17 protein-coding genes are annotated in these 21,476 nt (G+C 64.8%); 6 read left to right on the top strand and 11 right to left on the bottom strand.

Annotation, left to right across the window (positions count from 1 at the left end):
- Positions 1 to 478: 478 nt before the first annotated feature.
- The 6 genes from ACTIF6_RS02205 to ACTIF6_RS02180 form a co-directional block, all read right to left on the bottom strand.
- On the bottom strand, positions 479 to 4,153 hold the full coding sequence (locus ACTIF6_RS02205) for a hypothetical protein (RefSeq protein WP_439586362.1): 3,675 nt from the start codon (positions 4,151 to 4,153) through the stop codon (positions 479 to 481).
- 2 nt (positions 4,154 to 4,155) lie between these two features.
- The gene (locus tag ACTIF6_RS02200; RefSeq protein WP_439586361.1) at positions 4,156 to 5,160 is read right to left on the bottom strand and encodes a hypothetical protein; all 1,005 of its coding nucleotides are present in this window, start codon (positions 5,158 to 5,160) and stop codon (positions 4,156 to 4,158) included.
- Positions 5,161 to 5,488: 328 nt separating this feature from the next.
- Positions 5,489 to 7,042 carry a tripartite tricarboxylate transporter permease gene (locus tag ACTIF6_RS02195; protein ID WP_439586360.1) on the bottom strand — a complete coding sequence of 518 codons (1,554 nt, stop codon included), beginning with the start codon at positions 7,040 to 7,042 and terminating at the stop codon, positions 5,489 to 5,491.
- A 19-nt stretch (positions 7,043 to 7,061) separates the two neighbouring features.
- Positions 7,062 to 7,556 (bottom strand): tripartite tricarboxylate transporter TctB family protein, encoded by a 495-nt coding sequence (locus tag ACTIF6_RS02190; RefSeq protein WP_439586359.1) that lies wholly within the window; start codon positions 7,554 to 7,556, stop codon positions 7,062 to 7,064.
- A 16-nt stretch (positions 7,557 to 7,572) separates the two neighbouring features.
- Entirely contained in the window at positions 7,573 to 9,381 is a 1,809-nt protein-coding gene (locus ACTIF6_RS02185; RefSeq protein WP_439586358.1) for a GspE/PulE family protein, read from the bottom strand.
- A 7-nt stretch (positions 9,382 to 9,388) separates the two neighbouring features.
- Positions 9,389 to 10,171: a spermidine synthase gene (locus tag ACTIF6_RS02180; RefSeq protein WP_439586357.1), complete on the bottom strand. Its 783-nt coding sequence runs from the start codon at positions 10,169 to 10,171 to the stop codon at positions 9,389 to 9,391.
- 146 nt (positions 10,172 to 10,317) lie between these two features.
- Between ACTIF6_RS02180 and ACTIF6_RS02175 the strand changes: the two genes are divergently transcribed.
- Positions 10,318 to 11,133, top strand: a complete 816-nt coding sequence (locus ACTIF6_RS02175) for a mechanosensitive ion channel family protein (protein WP_439586356.1) — start codon at positions 10,318 to 10,320, stop codon at positions 11,131 to 11,133.
- Positions 11,134 to 11,422: 289 nt separating this feature from the next.
- On the opposite strand, the gene recJ is transcribed toward ACTIF6_RS02175, so the two are convergent.
- Complete coding sequence (recJ, locus tag ACTIF6_RS02170) at positions 11,423 to 13,159, bottom strand: single-stranded-DNA-specific exonuclease RecJ (protein WP_439586355.1); 1,737 nt, start codon at positions 13,157 to 13,159, stop codon at positions 11,423 to 11,425.
- Positions 13,160 to 13,184: 25 nt separating this feature from the next.
- Positions 13,185 to 14,135 carry a hypothetical protein gene (locus tag ACTIF6_RS02165; protein WP_439586354.1) on the bottom strand — a complete coding sequence of 317 codons (951 nt, stop codon included), beginning with the start codon at positions 14,133 to 14,135 and terminating at the stop codon, positions 13,185 to 13,187.
- Between the two features lie 36 nt (positions 14,136 to 14,171).
- On the opposite strand from ACTIF6_RS02165, the gene ACTIF6_RS02160 reads away from it, so the two are divergent.
- Both ACTIF6_RS02160 and lolD read left to right on the top strand, forming a co-directional pair.
- Positions 14,172 to 15,428 carry a lipoprotein-releasing ABC transporter permease subunit gene (locus ACTIF6_RS02160; RefSeq protein ID WP_439586353.1) on the top strand — a complete coding sequence of 419 codons (1,257 nt, stop codon included), beginning with the start codon at positions 14,172 to 14,174 and terminating at the stop codon, positions 15,426 to 15,428.
- Between the two features lie 87 nt (positions 15,429 to 15,515).
- Positions 15,516 to 16,190: a lipoprotein-releasing ABC transporter ATP-binding protein LolD gene (gene lolD, locus ACTIF6_RS02155; protein ID WP_439586352.1), complete on the top strand. Its 675-nt coding sequence runs from the start codon at positions 15,516 to 15,518 to the stop codon at positions 16,188 to 16,190.
- Here lolD and ACTIF6_RS02150 read toward each other — a convergent pair.
- Complete coding sequence (locus ACTIF6_RS02150; protein WP_439586351.1) at positions 16,187 to 16,612, bottom strand: META domain-containing protein; 426 nt, start codon at positions 16,610 to 16,612, stop codon at positions 16,187 to 16,189. The genes lolD and ACTIF6_RS02150 overlap by 4 nt on opposite strands.
- A gap of 51 nt (positions 16,613 to 16,663) precedes the next feature.
- Here ACTIF6_RS02150 and ACTIF6_RS02145 point away from each other — a divergent pair, with 51 nt between their 5' ends.
- Together ACTIF6_RS02145 and ACTIF6_RS02140 are read left to right on the top strand one after the other, a co-directional pair.
- A complete protein-coding gene (locus ACTIF6_RS02145) occupies positions 16,664 to 17,500 on the top strand; it encodes a TatD family hydrolase (protein WP_439586350.1) in 837 nt (278 codons plus the stop codon).
- Complete coding sequence (locus tag ACTIF6_RS02140; RefSeq protein WP_439586349.1) at positions 17,497 to 17,991, top strand: DNA-deoxyinosine glycosylase; 495 nt, start codon at positions 17,497 to 17,499, stop codon at positions 17,989 to 17,991. Before ACTIF6_RS02145 ends, ACTIF6_RS02140 begins: the two co-directional genes overlap by 4 nt.
- Positions 17,992 to 18,011: 20 nt before the next feature.
- Here ACTIF6_RS02140 and ACTIF6_RS02135 read toward each other — a convergent pair whose 3' ends face one another.
- Both ACTIF6_RS02135 and ACTIF6_RS02130 read right to left on the bottom strand, forming a co-directional pair.
- The gene (locus tag ACTIF6_RS02135; protein WP_439586348.1) at positions 18,012 to 18,752 is read right to left on the bottom strand and encodes a LytR/AlgR family response regulator transcription factor; all 741 of its coding nucleotides are present in this window, start codon (positions 18,750 to 18,752) and stop codon (positions 18,012 to 18,014) included.
- Between the two features lie 36 nt (positions 18,753 to 18,788).
- Positions 18,789 to 19,850, bottom strand: a complete 1,062-nt coding sequence (locus ACTIF6_RS02130; RefSeq protein WP_439586347.1) for a sensor histidine kinase — start codon at positions 19,848 to 19,850, stop codon at positions 18,789 to 18,791.
- Between the two features lie 148 nt (positions 19,851 to 19,998).
- Here ACTIF6_RS02130 and argH point away from each other — a divergent pair, with 148 nt between their 5' ends.
- Positions 19,999 to 21,450 (top strand): argininosuccinate lyase, encoded by a 1,452-nt coding sequence (gene argH / locus ACTIF6_RS02125; RefSeq protein ID WP_439586346.1) that lies wholly within the window; start codon positions 19,999 to 20,001, stop codon positions 21,448 to 21,450.
- The last annotated feature ends 26 nt before the right edge of the window (positions 21,451 to 21,476 follow it).

Genomic DNA, 21,476 nt, shown 5'->3' with positions numbered 1-21,476 from the left:
AAATATGAAGCAAAAAACTGCTTCAAATAAATCTGATCACCTTGCCCGAAATCGATAAGCAAGTCATGGCCTGCACCATACACATACGGCGCAGTGGGGTCTTGTACTTTAAATAATCGATAAAGCGTCACTTGTTCAGGCAGCAAGCCTTCACCAAGAAGGATCTTGTCGTTGTTGATATAGCCAGTGGGTTTGACTTCGGGACCCCAAACAGCGTCGATCCCATCACCTTTTTTATATACAACTGTATTTTTTCCGCTTGCATTCAAGCGCAAAATATCATCCCCCTTCTCACTCTGTATCGTCACCTCAAAACCCTCTATCGCTCGAAGACTTTCGGCAGAAACAGTACCCTGCGATGCAGCGTACGCAACTTGTACTTCCGTCATCGGCCCATCGTCGAACACCAGCGTAGGACGACGAGAAATATCAGCAGCATATTTCGCCAATACGATTTGATCTTCATTGGGAAGAACCATCAACAGGTCGTCGGCCCTGCAAGGAATCGAGCTTGAGAGGCCCGAAACCCTTGCAACCGAAGAGTACTACCGCTCGCAGCCTCAAGATGATCTTGCCCATCACCAGGCGCAAAAATAACCGTTGCGTGAGCCAAAGGAAATTGCCAAGAATTGCTGCCTATCAATTTGATGATGTCGTTTCCTGCATCTCCACTGACGACAAGATGTTCAGCCTGAGCCACATCTTTCTCAATCAACTCTAAAATATCGTCCCCGGCTCCGCCACTGATTCGACCATTGCTTGAATAAAACATCAAATGGTCATTTCCGCCGAGCCCATTCATTGGCATGGCAACATATCGCATCGCCAGAATTCGGTCAGACTCATCGGTACCAGTGCCCAGCAACTCACCCAAATGTACCGCCCCTGCATTCCCCGGACCAAAACCGATATCAGGGCGATTGTATTGGTTGTAAGCATATGACGTCAATGTGACCGTATTCTCGAAATCGTAGTAAATTAACAGATCCCATTTACTCAACTCTCCGCTGCTCAATGCAATATTTCGAACATTTGCGCCAGATCTGATTCGATCAGAAAGAGTAAGCGTGTCCAGCTGCGACAAGGTTATGGTGTCATGTCCGCCCCCAACCAGATGCACCGTGTTACCAACGCCGATGCTCGAACCTCGCACCGTATCGTTACCCGCTCCAACATATAAAGAATTCCCCTCCCTTGAAAGGCTTATTTCATTATCTCCATCACCAGCATCAATGGTGTTGAAACTGCCCATAATCTCAATGAAATCATTGCCATGCAGTGCAACAACCTGGTTGTAATCACCCGAAACTCGAATTCTATTATTTCCATCTCCGCCGAGCAGGATATTTCTGTTTCCCGACGCATAGAGAGAGTCGTTGCCTAGTCCTCCATCCAGCAAGTTCCCACTCCCCATGGATACTGAAATGGAGTCATTCCCATCGCCACCGATCATTACACTATTGTTGCTGTAATACTCCAAAGAACTCGAATCCAATACATCATTCCCCGGCCCACCATCAAAGTATGAATTCCCCATCCCCTTCAGCCAGTCATCGCCTTCATCGCCAATCAGCACATTAAACAAGCGCATGGCGAAAAGCTCATCATTCCCAGGCCCCCCGACAAGGGTCAGTCGATAAGAAACCGGAATGAACGCCATCCCATCGCCCCAAAGCCGATCATTTCCACTCGTGCCAGCTATTGAGCGAGGGCCAGGTCCAAAGCCCATCGTCTGCTCATGCAACGCAACTCCAGCCACCGATCCCTCCTGCGAAAGCGGCTCCGTCGGAGCATAAAAATCGCGAAGTGTGATGCCCAGATTCCGATCCGGGGTCCAGTCCTCAATGGTCAGGCTGCCGCCGAGAGTCTGAACTTTCGGCACGATGATCAAATGCATCCTGCCTCCACCGACATTGAGTTTGAACGCTTGATACGTTCCACTGTCGTCCACCCATATGCTGCTGGAGCCCTGTACTCGAGAGAAGCCGCCTAAAGTTAGATCGCCCAGTTGAATCTGACCCAGCCCATCTGCATCCTGAACGGTGTCGCGGCCCCAGCCGGTTGCGCTGAACTTGTAGGTGTCGACTCCGTCACCGCCCCGCAATACGTCGTCACCCGCACCGCCGATCAGTACGTCATTGCCTTCGCCGCCTTCCAGGTGATCATTTCCGCCCAGGCCATTCAGCGTGTCGTTGCCTCCGCCGCCGTAGAGACGATCACCCACCGCGTTGTCAGTGCCGTTGATGACCTCGCCAGCCGAGTGGCCGAAGTGCACCTTGTTCGCAGGTGCGTTCAAGCCAGCACCACTGATGCGCTGCACCAGGATCAATGCCTGAGAAGCATCGAAGAAATCCGTGTTCGTGCTGCCAGTCGGGTTCGTGGCGTTGTTGATGTTGCGCTGGTTCAAAGCCGCCAGCATGGCCGCGCGGTCGGCCAGCCATTCGGCACTGAAGTTCAACACCTTGGAAGTGTCGCCATAGAGTACGGCGTTCTTGTCCGCCTGCCAGGCCAAGTAGTCAATACCGTGACCGGATTGCAGGACGCTGGTAAGCGCAGCCTGCGCATCCGGGGTGGTTCCCTTGAGATAGAACGGGCTCAGTGTCTGCAAGGCAATCAGGGCGCCAAAATCTAGACGAGCATTGGTGGCCAACTCCGCACCGGACACGCCGAATATGAGTCGATCCCTCAATGTCAAAAAGGACGGTGACTGAATCAGCGCTTCCAGATTCTCATGGAAGCCTTCGCGGTGCCCGATGTCACCGAACCCAGAGGCTCCATTCTTGTACGGCGTCTTCTCAACATTGGCTCCCAGCAGCATCCTTCGCATGGCATCGAGAACGTTCTCCAAGGGGTCAGCTTCGTAGCTGGCATTGGCGCCATTGGCGGGCACGATGTTGCTGGTGCGGGGCAAGAGGTCAATGAACTTGCCCAGAGTGAACCCTGAGTCAAGCTGCGTCATGGCTCGCTGCAGGGCGAGCGAGTCGGCCAGCAAGGTGATGGAGTGGCCGTTGCCGAAGTCGCCCGTGGTATCGAAGAAGCCGCCGAGCAAGCCTTCCAGCCCCGGCTGCGACTCAATGCCGACTTTGAGAACGGGGCCGTGTACGCCGGAATTGGCCGTGAAGTTGAGGTTCTCCACCGTCTCGTAGCCGAGCACCTGGGTGATGAGTGGGTCGGCCGTGGTGCCTGTGCGATTATCGTCGGCCAGCGCGTGCCAGCCCAGGCCAAACTTGTCCTTGGTGGCGATCACGGCCCACAGGTAGCGCGGGTCGTTGTACAGGTTTTTGGCGTCAAAGGGCTGGTCTTTAAGCGCAACGGCCGTGGAGCGGATCATGGCGCCGGCATCTGACGGCACGGGCGCATGCGCAGCATCGTTCAGCACGGCCTCATAGAACGCCAGCATGTCTTTCAAGCTGCCTGCGTGCGCGTCCCAAGTGCCCCGGCCTGCACCGTTGAAGGTTACCGTCTGCCCGCCGTTCATCTCGCTCTGGTGCAGTTCGGTGAACACGGTGGCCAGATGCCCGCCCAGGCTGTAGCCGGTGACGTTGAGTTTGGCGCCTTGCGGCAGCAGCGCATTGCCCAGGCTGTCCTTGTTGTCCTTGAGCCATTGAAAGTAGTGTTCCAGCGCGGTCTGCTGGGCCAAAGCAAACCCGTGGAAGGAAATGCTGTTGATGTCAGCGCCTGTCTTGTCGCGTTCGCCGTCACCGCCTTTTGCCCAGTCTCGAAACTCGGTGGAGCGGATGGCCAGCGTGTATTCGTTGGTGGGGGCACCATGCTCATCCAGCACCCGGATCAGCGTGGCGGAAAGCCCCGTGTTGGCCAGGATGTCGCTGTTGAGCTTGGGCTTGCCGTCGATGCCTTCAGGCGCGGGGCGGTAGCCGGTGGGCGTGGGGTTGTCCGACCACTGGTGGACAATGGTGTATTTGCTGGTGAACTCCTGGGCTTGCTGTTCCGTCATGCGGGTGAAGCCGGGGTAGCCCTCGTTTAGGGAGGTGTTGCCTTCGCTGGCGCCTGGTGGGTAGCCAATGCGGTTGGTGCCGAGACGGAGTTGACGTTCAACCGCATCCATGTCGGACAAACTGATGCCTTCAAAGTAAGACTCCGCTGCCATCTGTTGCAGAACGAAGTTGTAGAGTGAGCTGATGTTGGTGTTCATATTTATTTCTTCCCTAGAGACGGTTCAATGGTTTTAAGAACTGAGGCTGCGAACGAGGAGAACTCGCGCCCTCCCGGATACTCCGGCGCCTGGCGACAAGGTGTGGCCACCTCCCATGCGGCCTCGTCTCCGTTGCGTCGATTGCCCATCGTGATGACGAACTGGCGACGAAGAGCGAGCACTTCCTTGGTTTGAAGGTCGTAGATCAACAGCTCGCCTCCAGCGATGCCGTGCTCCCTGTCACGTGAGCGCTTGATGCCACGCCACGTGTAGCCATATCGCGCTGTGAACTGGGGAATGCCAATCACCTGCATCGGTGTTTTTTCGCGCAAGTGATCTGTCAGTCGCCCTTCTTGGTCACGTGACCGCTCTCTCGTGAGTCCAAAAATTCGAACATACGGATCTGCAATCTGCTTCTGCCAATCGACATCTTTGCGATGGGGTTGCTCGACAAACCGGTAGTGCATGTGTGGGGGCGATACAAACCAGCCGCCTTCTGTTTGAAGGCTTCCGCTGGCGATCACAAACTCGCGTTCCATCCACGGGTTCTCTGGTCCATACAGCTTGCCCATCAAGCCTGAACGAGCCTTTCTTGGCGCTGGCGGCCGTGCGAAATACACGCCTTCCACATTCGGCACCGTCCTCACGATCCACTGCCCAGCCTCGGTGCTGCACAAGTGATTGAAGTAGCGAATCGACGCCTTTCGATGCGCACCGAACCAAAGCCTTTCGCTCAACGGCTGTTCAAAGTCGAAGGGGACTGGCTTGGGCACCACCGCTGGTGGTTTGAGGCTGTGCGCAATGCGCGCCTCCGCATCGCTCAGCCAGGCCTCTGGTATCGGCATGGCTTGACCTTCGGTGGCCACAAGTCTGTCCCAGCCCGGTGGTGGCCCTTGTGGTTCTTTCGAGTGCAATGCCCCACCTGAAATCAGCATGCTGATGCCGCCCAAGGCAAGGCAAGCCCATCCCCTGCCGAGAAGGCGTCTCGGCGTGTCCATCATGTTCAAGCGACGGCCCCTTCTATCGTTGCCATCCAGTCCATATCGGCCACGAGATGGCCCTGCGCTTGCCTGGCGCCCGCCATTGAAGCGTCTACCGCGATTTCCGACATCCCCACCTCCCCGCATTTTGTAGGCCTTGCGTAGTACAAGGTGCGGCGCATTCTCTAGGCGCGGGGAAACCGCGTCAATACGGGAGCGCGCGGCTCAAATGGGGGTGAAAGATGTTTATTGGCGGCCGATCAGCAACTCGAGCCACGCCAATGACGATCTGTGGCAAAAGTTCGTTATTTCAGGCTTCTAAGGAATTTTTTGTGATGCGTTCACGTGGCGCGACTCAGCGCTGCTGCCCCCGTCGCCCCGGCTGCAACACCACCACCAGCAGCAGCCCAATCGCCGCCATCAGCAGCAACGCCGACACCGGCCGTTCGAGGAAAACGAACCAGTCTCCGCGCGACAACTGCAGCGCACGGCGCAGGTGCTCTTCCAGTCCAGGCGCCAGCACGAAACCCAGCAGCAGCGCCACGCCCTCGCCGCCCAGGCGTTGCAGCACAAAAGCCAGCAGGCCCAAGCCAATGACCAGCCACACACCCCAGCCGTGCGGCCCCAGCGCAAGCGCGCCCAGGCCACACGCCACCATGAGGCCGGCGAGCAAGGCACGGCGCGGGATGCGCAGCACTTGCAGCAGCGCCGGCTGCCACCAGCGCGCCAGCGGCAGGTTGAGCAGGACCAGCAGCACGTTGCCGACCCACATGGAGACCAGCAAACCCCAGAACAACGCGGGTTGCACCTTCATGACCGAGGGGCCGGGTTCGATGGCGTGCAGGCCGAGTGCGCCGAGCAGCAATGCCATCACGGCATTGGGCGGCAGGCCCAGGGCGAGCATGGGCAGGTAGGCCGTTTGCGCGCCGGCGTTGTTGGCGGCTTCGGGCGCGGCCACGCCGCGCAGGTTGCCTTCGCCCAATGGCGGTGTGCGCTGGCGCGAGGCCACCTTCTCCACCTGGTACGCCGCCAGCGAAGACAGCAGCGCACCGCCACCAGGCACCACACCGAGCACCACGCCCAGGCCGGTACCGCGCAGCAGCGCGGGCACGGCGTCGCGCCATTCTTCCCGGCTTGGGCGGTCGTCCATGCTGGGCAATTCGCGGGCCGGCTCCGGGTCCGCCGCGGGTGCGAGTGAAGAGAGGCCGGCCAGTTCAGCCGCCACCGGCGCCACCACGAAGAAGCCGAGCGCGAGTGCGATGAAGCCCACGCCGTTGGCGAGCCCATGCTGCCGACCCATCCATGGCTCGAGCGCCTCGGGTACAAAGCGGGCGGTGCCGGTGTGCACGTCCCAGCCGGTCAGGCCGAGCAGGATGCCGAGCACGGCCATGGCCAGTGCTTTCAGGAAGGAGCCCGATGCCAGCACGGTGGCGCCCATCAGGCCCACCACCAGCAGCATGAAGCGCTCGGCCGATCCGAACTGGAGGCCGAGCGCGACCACCGGCAGCACGAGTGCCGCCACCACCGCGATGCCGAAACAGCCCGCCGCGAAGGAGCTGACGGTGGCCATGGTCAGCGCGGTGCCTGCCCGGCCCTGGCGTGCCAGTGGATGGCCATCCAGACTGGTCATGACCGACGAGGCTTCGCCCGGCTGGTTGTGCACGATGGCGGGCAGCGAGCCACCGTATTGCGCGCCGTAGTACACGCCGGCCAGCACCAGCAGCGCGGGCAGCGGCGGCAGGCCGAGCGTGGCCGGCAGCAGCAGCGCGATGGCGGTGACGGGACCCAAGCCGGGCAGCAGGCCGAACACACTGCCCACCAGCACGCCCACCGCAATCAAGGCCAGTGGCTGCAGCGCCCCCACGGCGGAGGCGCCCAGCATCAACGAGTCCCACCAGGAAAGCGGCATGGTCGCGGTGCCTTGTGTGTCAGCCCGCAGCGGGCCCCGGCCACAGGGGCACGTTCAGCCCGAGCAACCCCACCCAGATGGCGCTGACCAGCACGGCCAGCAGCAGCGACCACCAGCCGGCACGCGCACCCCCGCCCATCGCCACCGCCAGCAACAGGCCTGCGACGCCGATCACGAGGCCGAAAGTGGGAAAACCCGACAAGGCGGACCCGACCCACGGCCATTGCGAAGGGCCGGTGCACAGCGCGAGCCAGAGCAGGCCACCGAGCACGCGCAGCATCGACCCCAGGCCCCAGTGAGCCACGCGCCCGCCGCCCAGGGCTTCGAAGGTGAGCGCCTTGAAGAGGATGAGCACACCCAGCAGGCCCAGCAGCAGGCCCATGAGCAAGGGGAAGTAGCCGGGGCCCATGTCGGCCGTCGAGCCCAGTGGGTGCCGTGTGGCGGCCCAGCCGAAGCCGATGCCGAAGGCCAGGAACAGCAGGCCGGCCAGAAAGTCCTGCAGGTTCTTGATCATGGGGCCACGTGTCAGCTCACTGCACGGGCGGTGTGCAGGCGAGCACTTCGTCCATGGTGGTCAGGCCCTCGGCCACGCGCGCCGCGCCGCCCAGGCGCAGCGGGCGCATGCCGTCCTGCACGGCCTGCTTGCGCAGCACGTCCAGGCGCGGTTCGCGGCTGACCTTGTCCTTGAAGCCCTCGGTGACCACCAGCAATTCGTAGAGGCCCATGCGACCTCGAAAGCCCGTCATGCGGCATTCCACACAGCCCACCGGCTGGTAGGGCCGGTAGCTGCCGCTCACCTGCCAGGGCTTCACGAGTTCGGCCAGCGTTTCGCGCGAAGCGGCCACCTCTTCCTTGTCTTGCGGCTTGCGGCACGCGGGGCAGAGTGTGCGCACCAGCCGCTGCGCGAGCACGCCCAGCACGGTGGCGTTGATGAGGTAGGGCGGTATGCCCAGCTCCATGAGCCGCATGATGGCGGCGGGCGCATCGTTGGTGTGCAGCGTGGTGAACACCAGGTGACCGGTAAGCGCGGCCTGCACGGCCATTTCGGCGGTGGCGAGGTCGCGCACCTCGCCCACCATGATGATGTCCGGGTCCTGCCGCATGAGCGCGCGCAGACCCTGGGCGAAGTCGAGGTCCAGGTGCGGCTGCACCTGGGTCTGGTTGAAGGCCGGTTCGATCATCTCGATCGGGTCTTCCACTGTGCTCACGTTCACCTCTTCGGTGGCCAGGCGCTTGAGCGTGGCGTAGAGCGTGGTGGTCTTGCCCGAGCCGGTGGGGCCGGTCACCAGCACGATGCCGTGCGGGTGTTTCGTGAGTCCTTCCCATCGCTGCGCGTCGTGCGCGGCAAAGCCCAGCGCGGCGAGGTCTTTCACCGTGGAGTCGGGGTCGAAGATGCGCATGACGAGCTTCTCGCCGAATGCGGTGGGCAAGGTTGACAGGCGCATTTCCACTTCCTCGCCACGCGCCTGACCCACGCCGGGGCGCAGCGTCTTGATGCGACCGTCCTGCGGGCGGCGGCGCTCCACCACGTCCATGCGGCCGAGCAGCTTGATGCGCGCGGTCATGGCGTTCATCACGCCGATCGGCATCTGGTACACCGGGTGCAGCACACCGTCGATGCGGAAGCGGATCACGCCCTGCTCGCGCCGCGGCTCCAGGTGGATGTCGCTGGCGCGCTGGTCGAAGGCGTACTGCCAGAGCCAGTCCACCACCTGCACCACGCCCTGGTCGTTGGCGTCGAGCTGCTTGTTGGCCTTGCCCATCTCCACCAGTTGCTCGAAGCTGCCGAAGCCACCCTGGCCGCCGCTCTTGCTGGCCGCGCGCACCGACTTGGCCAGCGCAAAGAACTCTGCCGTGAAGCTGCTGATGGCCTGCGGGCTGGAGAGCACCAGGCGCACGGTGCGGCGCGTCTGGCGCTCCACCTCGGGCACCCAGTCGCGCAGAAAGGGTTCGGCGGTGGCCACCACCACTTCGGTGGGACTCACCAGCACCGGCAGCACCTTGTGGCGCTCGGCGTAGGCCGCGCTCATCACGTCGGCCACCTTGCCCACGTCCACCTTCAGTGGGTCGATGCGCATGTATTCCAGGCCGCTGCGCGTCGCCAGCCACTGCGTGAGCTCTTCTACATCGAGCACGTGGCGATCGGCGGCGCGCGACATGCCCACCACCGAAAGGCGCTGCAAGGGATGCTGCGAGCTGTGGGCCGAAGCGCAGCGTGCGATGGTGCGCTCGGCTTCTTCGGTGGAGATCACGCCGTCCTCGCGCAGCCATTCCACGAGGCGCCGCCAGTCCAGGGGGCCTTCGATGTGCGCGGGGTTGGGCTTCTGCAAGGTCTTCATGGCGCAATCAGGATACCGGTTTGAACAGGCGCAGCCACTTCACAGCGGGTAAACCCCAGCGCTCCTGCACCGCTTCGGCACGCGCCAGCAGGGCCATGCGCGTGGGACGCTCGGGTGTTCGTTGGGCCAGCACCACAGTGTTGCCTTCGCGCGTGGGCTTGAGGGCCCACACGGCGTCGGTGCCGAAGGCTGCGCAGATGCTTTGCAGCGATCGCTCGTAGCTCGCATCGCGGCCGAACAGATTGACGGTGAGGCAGCCTTCATCGGTCAGCGCAGCGCGACAGTCGGCATAGAAGTCGGGGCTGTCGAGCACGGGCGCGGCGGCCTCGTGGTCGTACAGATCCACCTGCAAGGCGTCGTACGCGGCGAGGTGGTCGGCGCGGCGAATCTCTTCGCCCGCATCGGCGAGCACCACGCGAAGGCGTGGCCCATCGGCCGGCAGCTTGAACCATTGCCGGCACACCGCAAGCACCTGCGGATTGATCTCGATCGCGGTGGTGTCCATGCGCAGCTTCTTGAAGCAGAACTTGGTGAGCGCAGCCGAGCCCAGGCCGAGTTGCATCGCGCGTCGTGCACTCACCGAATCGGGTTCCACGAACAGCAGCCAGGCCATCATGCGCTGGACGTAATCGAGCTCGATGTCGAACGGCGCATTCAGCAGCATGGAGCCCTGAATCCATTCGGTGCCCAGGTGCAGGAAACGAACTTCAACGTCTTCGGAGATCGTGACCTCGGGCAGCGACTGGGGCGCCCGGCGCTGCCGCGCGGCGGCATTGGCACCGGCCTTCACGCGCCCACACCCCGGCTATCCGCAAGGCATCCGCAGGAGCACAATCCGTCGGCCTGCGAGGTCCTGGGGGGGACGCCGCCGCGAGGTTGGCCAGGTGGGTGTGAATGCTGCATCTGTTGGATCACCTTCTTCTAAAGGAAAACATTATGAACACGGAAGTCATCTGGGGTTTTCTGGTCACGCAGGGTGCCGATTTCGGCCTCAAGGTGTTGGGAGCCATCGCGGCGTGGGTCGTGGGTCGATGGTTGATCGGCATTGCGGTGGGGTTGATCGGCCGGGCCATGGAGAAGGGCCGCAAGCTCGATCAGACGCTGATCCAGTACCTCAAGTCCATCATCTCGGTGCTGCTCACCATCGTGCTGATCCTGGCGATCCTGGACATCTTTGGCGTGCGCACCACGTCGTTTGCGGCGTTGCTCGCGGGTGCGGGCCTGGCGATTGGCGTGGCCTGGAGCGGCATGCTGGCCAACTTCGCTGCCGGCATCTTCCTGCAGGTGTTGCGGCCCTACAAGGTGGGCGATTTCATTTGCGCGGGCGGCGTCACCGGCACGGTGAAGGAGCTGGGCCTGTTCGCCACCACCATCCTGACGCCGGACAACGTGACGACCATCGTGGGCAACAACAAGGTGTTTGCCGACAACATCCAGAACTTCAGTCAGGAACCGTTCCGGCGCGTGGACTGTGTGGCGAAGGTGGCCAACGGGGTGGATGTCAACGACGCCATGGCGCGCCTGCGCACCGCCGTGGCCGCGATTCCCAACGTGGTGACCTCCCCCGCACCCGACGTGGAGATCCTGCAGTTCACCCCCGAAGGGCCTTTGCTCTGTGTGCGTCCCTACACGCACACCGACCACTACTGGCAGGTCTACTTCGACACGCACAAGGCGGTGGTGAGCACGTTCGGGGCTGCGGGGTATCCGGTGCCTGAGACGCCTGTGTTGCATCGGACGGTTGCTGCTTGAGTTTGATTTTTCTCCGGCGGTTTCCTGTTGCCGGGGCGGGGTAACCGACTCCGCGAATGTCCTCCGGAAGGCTTCGCCGTCCTCCCCCTTTATTTCGCTGCGTCGGTTACCCCGCCCCAGCAACAGGACTGGCGTGCGAGATGATGGTGTGCTCACACCCTTCAGCTCGGAGCGACTGGGCGCTCTGCGCAGCGAAATATAGGGGGAGACGGCCAAAGGCCGTCGGAGGACATTCGCGGAGCAGAGCGCCCAGTCGCTCCGAGCCCGCGAGGTACAGGCAATAAAAGCCTCATACCTCAGCCGCCTCAACAAGAAACCGCACCCGCCTCTGCCCCTGCCACTCATCCGCATCCAGCCGAAACGCAATCTTCACGCGCTCGGGCAGCGGTTCGGTGTGGCTGAACCAGATGCCGTCCACCGGCTCGCCCTGGTGCTTGAGTTTCAGCGCCAGATGCTTCTCGCCCACCAGCCGCTGCGACACCACCTGCACCTCCTCGCAAAACACCGGAGGCGCAAAACCCTGACCCCACACCTCCTGGTGCAAGGTGTCCACCAGATCCGGCCGGCGGTACTTCGCCTCCAGCGGGCCATCCGCCTCGATGCGGCGTTGCAGCGTGGCTGCGTCCAGCCATTCGTGCGCCACCTGCTGCAGCGCCGCTTCAAAAGTTTCCAGGTGTTCTTCGTCGATCGTGCAGCCGGCCGCCATGGCATGGCCGCCGAACCGCAGCAGCACGCCCGGGTGGCGCTTGGCCACGAGATCCAGCGCATCGCGCAGGTGAAACCCCGCGATGGAGCGGCCCGAACCCTTGAGCTCATGTTCCTTGCCTTCGGCGCCACTGGCGGCAAACACGAAGGTGGGGCGGTGCAACTTGTCCTTCAGGCGCGAGGCCACGATGCCCACCACGCCCTCGTGGAAATCAGGGTCGAACACCACCAGGGCTGGCGGTGGTTCTTCGGATTCGTCGAACATCTCCTCGGCCAATTGCAGCGCCTGTTCGCGCATGTCGCCCTCGATCACCTTGCGCTCGCGGTTGATGCCGTCGAGCGTGCGCGCGAGTTCATCGGCGCGCAATGCGTCGTCGGTCGTCAGGCATTCAATCCCCAGCGTCATGTCGGCCAGGCGACCAGCCGCGTTCAGGCGGGGCCCGAGCGCAAAGCCGAAGTCGAAACCGGTGGCCGCCGCCGGCTTGCGCGCCGCCGCGTTGAACAGCGCCGTCATGCCCGGCGGCATCGCGCCCTGGCGAACGCGCTTGAGGCCTTGCGCGACCAGGCGGCGGTTGTTGGCGTCGAGTTTCACCACATCGGCCACGGTGCCCAGCGCCACCAGGGGCAGCAAGGAATCGATCTTCGGTTGGTTCTGCGCCGTGAACACGCCGCGCTCGCGCAACTCCGCCCGCAGCGCCAACAGCACATAGAACATCACGCCCACACCCGCGATCGACTTGCTTTCGAACGGGCAGCCCGGCTGGTTCGGGTTGACGATGATGCAGTCTTGCGGCAGCGTGACTTCGCCATCCTTCATCGCCGGCAGATGGTGGTCGGTCACGATCACCTGCAGACCCAACTCGCGCGCAGCGCGAACGCCCTCCACGCTGGCAATGCCGTTGTCCACCGTCACCAGCACGTCTGCGCCCTGCGCCTTCACGCGCTTCGCGATCGAAGGTGTCAGGCCGTAGCCGTCGGTCACGCGGTCGGGCACGAGGTAGTTCACACGGTCGAAGCCAAGAGGAGCGCCCAGCAGGCGCAAGCCGCGCAGGCCCACGGCGCAGGCCGTGGCGCCATCGCAGTCGTAGTCGGCCACGATGCAGATGGCCTGTTTCGCCGCCATCGCATCGGCCAGCGCGCGCGCGGCCTGCTGTGCGCCGAGCATCTGCGTGGGCGGGATCAGGCGTGCCAGCGCGTCGTCGAGTTCGTCCTTGCTGGTGATGCCGCGTGCAGCGAACAGGCGCGCCAGCAGCGGATGCAGGCCGCCTTGCTCGAGTGCCCAGGCGGCGCGGGGTGGCACGTCGCGGGTGATGATCTTCATGGCGAGAAAAGGTCTTTCATGGGGTTCACAGGGTATCCAGCACCGCCAGAGAGGGCCGCGCCGAGAACAGCGATGCGATTCGAGCGCGCATCGACGTGGGGCGCGGCTCCAGGGTGACGGCACGTTGCTCGCCCGCCAGGGTCAGTTGCACGGGGTCTCCTGCGCGGCATGCATCCAGCAGCATCGCACACGCGTCCGCATCCACGTCCCGCCAAGCCTGTCGGTAGACGGCTGCGTCCAGCGCCAGCGCGCTGGCGCACAGGCGGTTTTCAACGATCACCTGCGGCGCGGGCGGGGGCATGGCGTCGAGCACGCCCGCGCCGGTGAGCCACACCGCATTGACAGGCAACTGGCCGCGCTGTGCGCGCTCGTCGTTGACACGGTGGGTGTAGAACAACATCTGCATTTCGTTGTGCAGCCGTTGCCAGAGTCCCCCGAACGGGCCACCAGCGATGGGCAGGACGCCGGGCGTGAGCTGGCGACCGGCGAGGCGGTCGGTGGACCAGGTGGTGAGGTCGCGCAAGGGTTCGCCGGTGGCCAGCCACGCCCCGGCGCTCATGTACGTCAGGCGCAGGCCGTCTTCGGCGAAGTAGGGCGCGGCCGCTTCCAGCAAGGCACGGGAGTCGGCTTCCTGCAGCCCCAGCAGCGCGGCATCTCCCAGGCGAACCTGGTCACCCCCCACTTGCAGATGGCAGGGCTTGATCCAGCCGCAGGGCTCGCCGATGGTTCGCGTTTCGAAAGCCGCCCAGGGCACCCGGCCGGGCTCGCGCGGGAGGCCCAGCAGTCCGGCCAGCACCAGCTCGTAAGGCATCGACGGAGCATCGGGATCGCAATCGGTCTGGGAAACCACCTGCATGCGGCGCAGCAACGCCGCCAGGCTCGGCAGGTCTTCCACCGCCGGGGTCGGCCACAGCGGCTGCTGGTCGGAAGCGCCGGCAGCGGCAAAGGGGATGAGCAAGTGGCGGGCGGCGGACATGAAGGGATTGTGGGGGATGCCACAATGCCGGCTCCCATGCAAACCCCCTACGAACTCATTCTGGGCTGGCGCTACACGCGCGCTGGCCGCGCCACCCGGCGCAACGGCTTCATTTCCTTCATCTCCGGGGTGTCCATGCTGGGCATCGCGCTGGGCGTGGCCGCGCTCATCATCGTGCTCTCGGTCATGAACGGCTTCCAGAAAGAGGTGCGCGACCGCATGCTCGGGGTGCTGGCGCACATCGAGGTGTTCGAGCCCAGCGGCCAGGCCATCCCCGATCTGCCGCGCGTGCTGGGCAGCATCGAAGGCCACCCGGAGGTACTGGGCGCAGCACCCTTCGTGGGCGCACAGGCGCTGATTGCGCGCGGCGAAGACATGAAGGGCACGCTGGTGCGCGGCATCGACCCGGCGCTGGAGCCCAACGTGACCGATCTGGCGGCCGACCTTTCCGCCAACGTGCTGCCCCGCCTGGTGCCGGGCGAGTTCGGCGTGATCCTCGGTGGCGAGCTGGCGCGCAGCCTGGGCGTGATCGTGGGCGACAGCGTCACGCTGATCGCGCCCAGTGGCCAGGTGACGCCTGCGGGCGTGGTGCCGCGCATCCGTCAGATGAACGTGGTGGGCGTGTTCAATTCCGGCCATTTCGAATACGACTCGGCGCTGGCGCTGCTGCACCAGGAAGACGCCGCGCGCATCTTCCGCGTGGAAGGCCCGACCGGCGTGCGCATCAAGATCAAGGATCTGCATGCCGCGCGCGAGGTGGCCGTGTCCATCGCCGCCGGGCTCGACCCCGGCCTGCTGGTGCGCGACTGGACGCGCCAGAACCGCACCTGGTTCGCCGCCGTGCAGCTCGAGAAACGCATGATGTTCATCATCCTCACGCTCATCGTGGCGGTGGCCGCGTTCAACCTCGTGTCCACGCTCGTGATGACCGTGACCGACAAGCGCGCCGACATCGCCATCCTGCGCACGCTGGGTGCGAGCCCGCGCAGCATCATGGGCGTGTTCATGGTGCAGGGCGCCATGGTCGGCGTCATCGGCACCGGCGCGGGTCTGCTGCTCGGCCTCGGCGTGGCCTTCAACATCGACACCCTGGTGCCCGCGCTGGAAAGGCTGCTCGGCGCGAGCTTCCTCCCGCAGGACATCTACCTCATCAGCCGCATGCCCAGCGACCCGCAGCGGGCCGACATCATGCCGGTGGCGGTGATCTCGCTGGTGCTGTCGTTCCTGGCCACCATCTACCCGAGCTGGCGCGCGAGCCGCGTGAATCCTGCTGAAGCCCTCCGCTATGAGTGATACAGCCCCCACGCTCCGCCGCTGCGCGGGTCGCTGCCCCCCGAGGGGGCGCGTTTCGCCTTGGGGCGGCCCGGCGGCGAAACCCCTATGACCAATACCGTTCTTCAGGCCCAGGGCCTCACCAAACGCTTCCACGAAGGCCGTCTCGACGTCACCGTGCTCACCGGCGTGGACCTGACCGTGCGCGCTGGCGAGACGGTCGCCATCGTGGGGGCTTCGGGCTCGGGCAAGAGCACCCTGCTGCACCTGCTCGGCGGGCTGGACGCGCCCACCAATGGCAGCGTGCAGCTCATGGGGCAGACGCTCTCGGGATTGAGCGCCGCCCAGCAAGGTGACTTGCGCAACCGCCACCTGGGTTTCGTGTACCAGTTCCATCACCTGCTGCCCGAGTTCAGCGCGCGCGACAACGTGGCCATGCCGCTCTGGATTCGCCGCATGCTGCGCGCCGAAGCGGCCGAACGCGCGTCGAAGATGCTGGAGCGCGTGGGCCTGGCGAGCCGCCTGGCCCACCGCCCGGCCGAACTCTCAGGCGGCGAGCGTCAGCGCGTGGCCATTGCCCGCGCCCTCGTCACCCAGCCCGCCTGCGTGCTGGCCGACGAACCCACCGGCAACCTGGACCGCAGCACCGCCGAGGGCGTGTTCCAACTGATGATGGAACTCGCCCGCGACCAGGGCACGGCCTTCATCGTGGTCACGCACGACGAGACGCTGGCCGCGCGCTGCGGCCGCGTGCTTCATTTGACTACGGGTGTCTTGACTTAAGGCTTGGTTCGGACAAAACGAAGGGGTTTGTCCATGCCCTTCACGTGCACCTGCATCGTCCTGCCCTGCACCTCCACCCGCTCGGCCTTCTCCAGCGCGCCCAGGTAGCGCGCCTCCTGCTCGCCCACCGCACCGGCGCAGGCCATGCGCGTGGACCCCATCTGCCCAATGGCGATGCGGTCGCTCATGAGGGTGTAGGAGCCGAAGAAGCGGTTGCAGGAGCCATTGCCAGCCACGCGCCCGGCTTCGGGAAACACCAGCGTGGCCTCCACGCGATCCAGCACGGCGGTACCACCCAGGTCCTCCAGGCGCCATTCGCTGCCCACCAGCGGTGCGGCAGCGGGCGCGCCGGGCATGGCACAGGCGGAAAGAACCATCAACACGGGAGCGGCGAGCCCGGCGAGGCGGAAGGTGGACGACATGGGGGGTTCCTTTCGTGACGGCACAATGGCCCGTTATACCGCCATGCCGCCATGTGGATCGATACACACTGCCATCTGGATGCCCCCGAGTTCGGCCCTGACCACGCGCTGGCCGTGGCCGCGCGCGAACGCGCAGCGGCGCTGGGCGTAGGCCGTTGCGTGATCCCGGCCGTGGAGCGCGCCAATTTCGACACCGTGCGCGCGCTGGCCCACCGGCTGGGAGACGCTTACGCGCTGGGCATCCATCCCCTGTACGTGCCGCAGGCACGGGACAGCGACCTCGACCTGCTGGACGCCGCGCTGACCGAGCACCGCGACGACCCGCGTCTGGTGGCCGTGGGCGAGATCGGGCTGGATTTTTTCGTGCCCGCGCTGTGCACGCCCGAGATGCGCGAGCGGCAGGTGGCCTTCTACCGCGCCCAGCTCCGGCTGGCCCGCAAGCACGGCCTGCCGGTGATCCTGCACGTGCGCCGCAGCGCCGACGTGTTGCTCAAGCACCTGCGCGAGCTCCCCACAGGTAGCGGCATCGCGCACGCCTTCAACGGCAGCGAACAGCAGGCCCAAGCCTTCCTGAACCAGGGCTTCAAGCTGGGTTTCGGCGGCGCGGTCACCTTCGAACCCGCGAAGCAACTGCGCCGCCTCGCCAGCGCTCTTCCGCTCGATGCGCTGGTGCTGGAGACGGACGCGCCCGACATTCCGCCGCAGTGGCTCTACGCCACGGCGGCCGAGCGCGCTGAAGGGTGCGCGCAGGGCGTGAACACGCCCGCCGAGTTGCCGCGCATCGGCGCCGTGCTGGCGGGCCTGCGCGGCATCGGTGTGGACGAGATGCAAGCCGCGGCGCAGGCCAACGCATGGACCGCCCTGCCGCGGCTGAAAGCGCTGACATGAAGCGCCTGGAAGGCCTGGCGCCGGTGCTGGACGCGAACACGCGCGTGCTGGTGCTGGGCAGCTTTCCCGGCGTGGCTTCGCTGCGCGCGCAGCAGTACTACGGCCACCCGCAGAACCACTTCTGGAAGATCCTGGGCGCCTTGTGGGCCCTGCCCCTGCCGGCCATGCCCTACGCGGAACGTGTGGCGGTGCTGCGCGAACGCGGCCTGGGTGTCTGGGATGTGTACCGCGCCTGCGAACGCGAGGGCAGCCTGGACACGGCGATTCAGAACGCCGAACTCAACGATTTCGCAGCTGCGCGGCGCGAATGCCCGCTGCTGGAGGCGATCGCCCACAACGGGGGCGAAAGTTTTCGCCATGCGAAGCACACAGAGCCGTTTGGTTTGCCGGTCTACCGGCTGCCATCCACCAGCCCGGCCAACGCCAGCTGGAGCTTTGACCGCAAGCTGGCGGCCTGGGCCGAGGTGCTGCGGCGGCACGGCGTGGCCTGACGGCCAAGCGAGAAAAGCGCTCAGCTCATCAGGGCTTCGCGCACTGCGGCGAGCTGGCGGCGCGAGACAGCCAGGCGCTCCTCCACGCCGTCGAGCCGCACCATCCAGCCCTCGCCCTCCACCGGGTCGTTGTGCTTCTCCACCGCCCGCACGGCGCGGCGCGAAACCAGCGCATTGCGGTGCACGCGCACGAACAGGTGGGCGTAGCGCTGCTCCAGGTCGCTGAGCGCGCCGTCGTAGATGTGTTCCTTGTCGGCCGTGCGCACGGTGATGTACTTCAGCTCGGCCTTGAGGTAGATCACGTCGGCCAGCGCCACGCGCTCGCTGCGCCCGCGTTCCTGGATGATCAGGCTCTCGGGCAGACCCGCGTCACCGCCGGCTTCCCCGGCACTGAGCAGGCGTTGCGCCTTCTGCAGCGCCTGCTGCAGGCGCTCGCGCCGCACCGGCTTGGTGAGGTAGTCGACGGCTTCGAGCTCGAAGGCGTGCACCGCGTGCTCGGCATACGCCGTGACGAAGATCACCGCCGGTGGCTTCGCCATCTCGCGCAGCGTGTTGGCCAGCGCGATGCCGTCCACACCGGGCATGTGGATGTCGAGCATCACCAGATCGCACTGCGTGCGCTGGATCTGCTCCATCGCCTGCACCGCATTCGATGCCTCACCCACCACGTCGGTGCGCGGCTCGGTGCATTCGGCCAGCAGGGCACGCAGCCGCGATCGGGCCAGCGCCTCGTCGTCAACGATCAATACCTTCAATGCCATGTCACGCTCCGTATCCAGAACCCGTCCAATACGCGCTTATACCGGTATTTCGAGTCGGACCTGAAACACCCCGTTGACCAGGGCGCTCTGAAACCGCCCCTCCACGTCGTGCAACAGCGTCAGTCGCTGGCGCACGTTGTCCAGCGCCAGACCATTGCCGGGGCGACCACTGCCCGCCGGCACGGTATTGGTCACCTTGATCACCACCACGCTGCCCCGGCGCTGCGTGCTGATGCGCACGATGGCCCCGGTGGGACTCGGCTCCACCCCGTGTTTGACGGCATTCTCCACCAGCGGTTGAAGGATGAGTGGGGGGAGCTTGGCCTTGGAGGCCGACTCGTCCACGCTCCATTCCACCTTGAGCCGCTCCCCGAAGCGCACCTGCTCGATGCCCAGGTAGTGCTCGGCCAGTTCCAGTTCCTGCCACAGGGGCACGGCCTCTTTCGGGTCGGCCAGGGCATGGCGGAACAGCTCGCTCAGGTCTTCCAGCAGGCTCTCGGCCTTGGCGGGTTCCTCGCGCACCAGTGCGATGGCGCTGTTGAGCGTGTTGAACAGGAAATGCGGGCGGATGCGCGCCTGCAACTCGGCCAGGCGCGCAGTGGTGCCGGCGGGGGTGCGTGCCTTGGCGCGCCACATGAGCGCAGCCACCAGCACGGCCGACACCAGCGCACCCGCGGACGCGCTCGCCACCCAGGGTGCCAGGTCGGCCAGGCCCATGAGCACCAGCAGGCCACAGCCATAGAGGCCGGAAACAGCACCCAGCGCCGTGGCCGCGGCCCACTGGCCCGGCATGGGCAGCAGGCCCAGCTGGCGCTTGAGACCACACACCGTGAGCAGCCAGGCCAGCACGGCCGGCAGCGCAGCGCCGGTCAGGATGGCCATCTGCGTCACCCAGCCCACCACGGTGTGCACGCCGAACATGGACGCCACGGCGACCACGGCCTGCACGAACAGCACGGCACGCAGCACCGTGCCGACCTGGCAGGTGTCGAACACCTGGACGCGCGCACGCACGTGCTCGGGCATCTCCGACAGTGGCCGCGCACCCGCCGCATGCGCCAGCTCCTGGAAGCTCGATAAAATTCTGGAATCTTTCATGGGAAGCGTTTTCCGTCCTCGGGTCGGCCAACATGAGGGCCAGCACAGGGATCCGTCGCGCCGTCCACCGGCCCGGGCATGCACCTCGTGGCCCCTTCCCTGGCGGACGTCCGCTCCATTCATCTCCCATCCAGCCGCTGGCAACACCATGTCCACCAATCAACTCGACAAGAAATCCGAAGCCTGGTCCGCCCTATTCTCGGAGCCCATGAGCGAGTTGGTCAAGCGATACACGGCCAGTGTCTTCTTCGACAAGCGCCTGTGGCGGGCCGACATCACCGGCAGCCTGGCGCACGCGGGCATGCTCGCGGCCCAGAACATCATCGGCCGCGACGACCTCGAATCCATCCAGCGCGGCATGGCGCAGATCACCGCCGAGATCGAGGACGGCAGCTTCGAATGGAAGCTCGACCTGGAAGACGTGCACCTCAACATCGAGGCGCGCCTGACCCAGCTGGTGGGCGACGCAGGCAAACGGCTGCACACCGGCCGCAGCCGCAACGACCAGGTCGCCACCGACGTGCGCCTGTGGCTGCGCGACGAGATCGACCTCATCGTCCCGCTGTTGGGCGAATTGCAGGCCGCGCTGGTGGACGTGGCGGAGAAGAACGTGGAGGTCATCCTGCCCGGCTTCACCCACCTGCAGGTGGCGCAGCCGGTGAGCTTTGCGCACCACCTGCTGGCCTATGTGGAGATGTTCTCGCGTGATGCCGAGCGCATGGCCGACGTGCGCCGTCGCACCAACCGCCTGCCGCTGGGCTCGGCCGCGCTGGCCGGCACCACCTACCCGCTGGACCGCGAACTCGTGGCGCGCACCCTGGGCATGGTGAACGAGCGCGGCGAGCCGCAGGTGTGCCAGAACAGCCTGGACGGCGTGAGCGACCGCGACTTCGCCATCGAGTTCACCGCCGCCGCCTCGCTGTGCATGGTGCACATCAGCCGTTTCAGCGAAGAACTCATTTTGTGGATGAGCCAGAACTTCGGCTTCGTGAAGATCGCCGACCGTTTCACCACGGGCAGTTCGATCATGCCGCAGAAGAAAAACCCCGATGTGCCCGAACTCGCACGCGGCAAGACCGGCCGCGTGGTCGGCCACCTCATGGGCCTGATCACCCTCATGAAGGGCCAGCCACTGGCCTACAACAAGGACAACCAGGAAGACAAGGAACCGCTGTTCGACACCGTGGACACGCTCAAGGACACGCTGCGCATCTTCGTCGAGATGGTGGGCGGCCAGCCCAACCCGGCCACCGGGCAGAAGGAAGGCGGCATCACGGTCAACGCCATCGCCATGGAGGACGCGGCCAAGAAGGGCTACGCCACCGCCACCGACCTGGCCGACTACCTGGTGAAGAAGGGCCTGCCGTTCCGCGACGCGCACGAGACCGTGGCCCACGCCGTCAAGGCCGCCGTCTCGCACAACTGCGACCTGTCCGAACTGCCGCTGACGGTGCTGCAAGGGTTCAATGCGTCGATTGAAAAGGACGTGTACGAGTGTCTGAGCCTGCGCGGCAGCCTGAACGCCCGCAACACCCTGGGCGGCACCGCGCCAGCCCAGGTGCGCGCGCAGATCGCGCGGCACCGCGCGCGCCTGGGCTGAAGGAGCCTAGGGCCTGTTCACACTAT

This window comes from Hydrogenophaga sp. (genome assembly GCF_051860785.1).
Taxonomy (GTDB): domain Bacteria; phylum Pseudomonadota; class Gammaproteobacteria; order Burkholderiales; family Burkholderiaceae_C; genus Hydrogenophaga.
The sequence above is the reverse complement of the archived record's forward strand: the minus strand, read 5'-3'. Positions and strand labels throughout refer to the sequence as shown.

What these genes read in the sequence shown, in the direction of transcription:
- ACTIF6_RS02205 (WP_439586362.1), bottom strand. Translation starts at nt 4,153, where the DNA reads ATGAACACCAACATCAGCTCACTCTACAACTTCGTTCTGCAACAGATG.
- ACTIF6_RS02195 (WP_439586360.1), bottom strand. Translation starts at nt 7,042, where the DNA reads ATGCCGCTTTCCTGGTGGGACTCGTTGATGCTGGGCGCCTCCGCCGTG.
- ACTIF6_RS02190 (WP_439586359.1), bottom strand. Translation starts at nt 7,556, where the DNA reads ATGATCAAGAACCTGCAGGACTTTCTGGCCGGCCTGCTGTTCCTGGCC.
- ACTIF6_RS02185 (WP_439586358.1), bottom strand. Translation starts at nt 9,381, where the DNA reads ATGAAGACCTTGCAGAAGCCCAACCCCGCGCACATCGAAGGCCCCCTG.
- ACTIF6_RS02175 (WP_439586356.1), top strand. Translation starts at nt 10,318, where the DNA reads ATGAACACGGAAGTCATCTGGGGTTTTCTGGTCACGCAGGGTGCCGAT.
- recJ (WP_439586355.1), bottom strand. Translation starts at nt 13,159, where the DNA reads ATGAAGATCATCACCCGCGACGTGCCACCCCGCGCCGCCTGGGCACTC.
- ACTIF6_RS02165 (WP_439586354.1), bottom strand. Translation starts at nt 14,135, where the DNA reads ATGTCCGCCGCCCGCCACTTGCTCATCCCCTTTGCCGCTGCCGGCGCT.
- ACTIF6_RS02160 (WP_439586353.1), top strand. Translation starts at nt 14,172, where the DNA reads ATGCAAACCCCCTACGAACTCATTCTGGGCTGGCGCTACACGCGCGCT.
- lolD (WP_439586352.1), top strand. Translation starts at nt 15,516, where the DNA reads ATGACCAATACCGTTCTTCAGGCCCAGGGCCTCACCAAACGCTTCCAC.
- ACTIF6_RS02150 (WP_439586351.1), bottom strand. Translation starts at nt 16,612, where the DNA reads ATGTCGTCCACCTTCCGCCTCGCCGGGCTCGCCGCTCCCGTGTTGATG.
- ACTIF6_RS02145 (WP_439586350.1), top strand. Translation starts at nt 16,664, where the DNA reads ATGTGGATCGATACACACTGCCATCTGGATGCCCCCGAGTTCGGCCCT.
- ACTIF6_RS02140 (WP_439586349.1), top strand. Translation starts at nt 17,497, where the DNA reads ATGAAGCGCCTGGAAGGCCTGGCGCCGGTGCTGGACGCGAACACGCGC.
- ACTIF6_RS02135 (WP_439586348.1), bottom strand. Translation starts at nt 18,752, where the DNA reads ATGGCATTGAAGGTATTGATCGTTGACGACGAGGCGCTGGCCCGATCG.
- ACTIF6_RS02130 (WP_439586347.1), bottom strand. Translation starts at nt 19,850, where the DNA reads ATGAAAGATTCCAGAATTTTATCGAGCTTCCAGGAGCTGGCGCATGCG.
- argH (WP_439586346.1), top strand. Translation starts at nt 19,999, where the DNA reads ATGTCCACCAATCAACTCGACAAGAAATCCGAAGCCTGGTCCGCCCTA.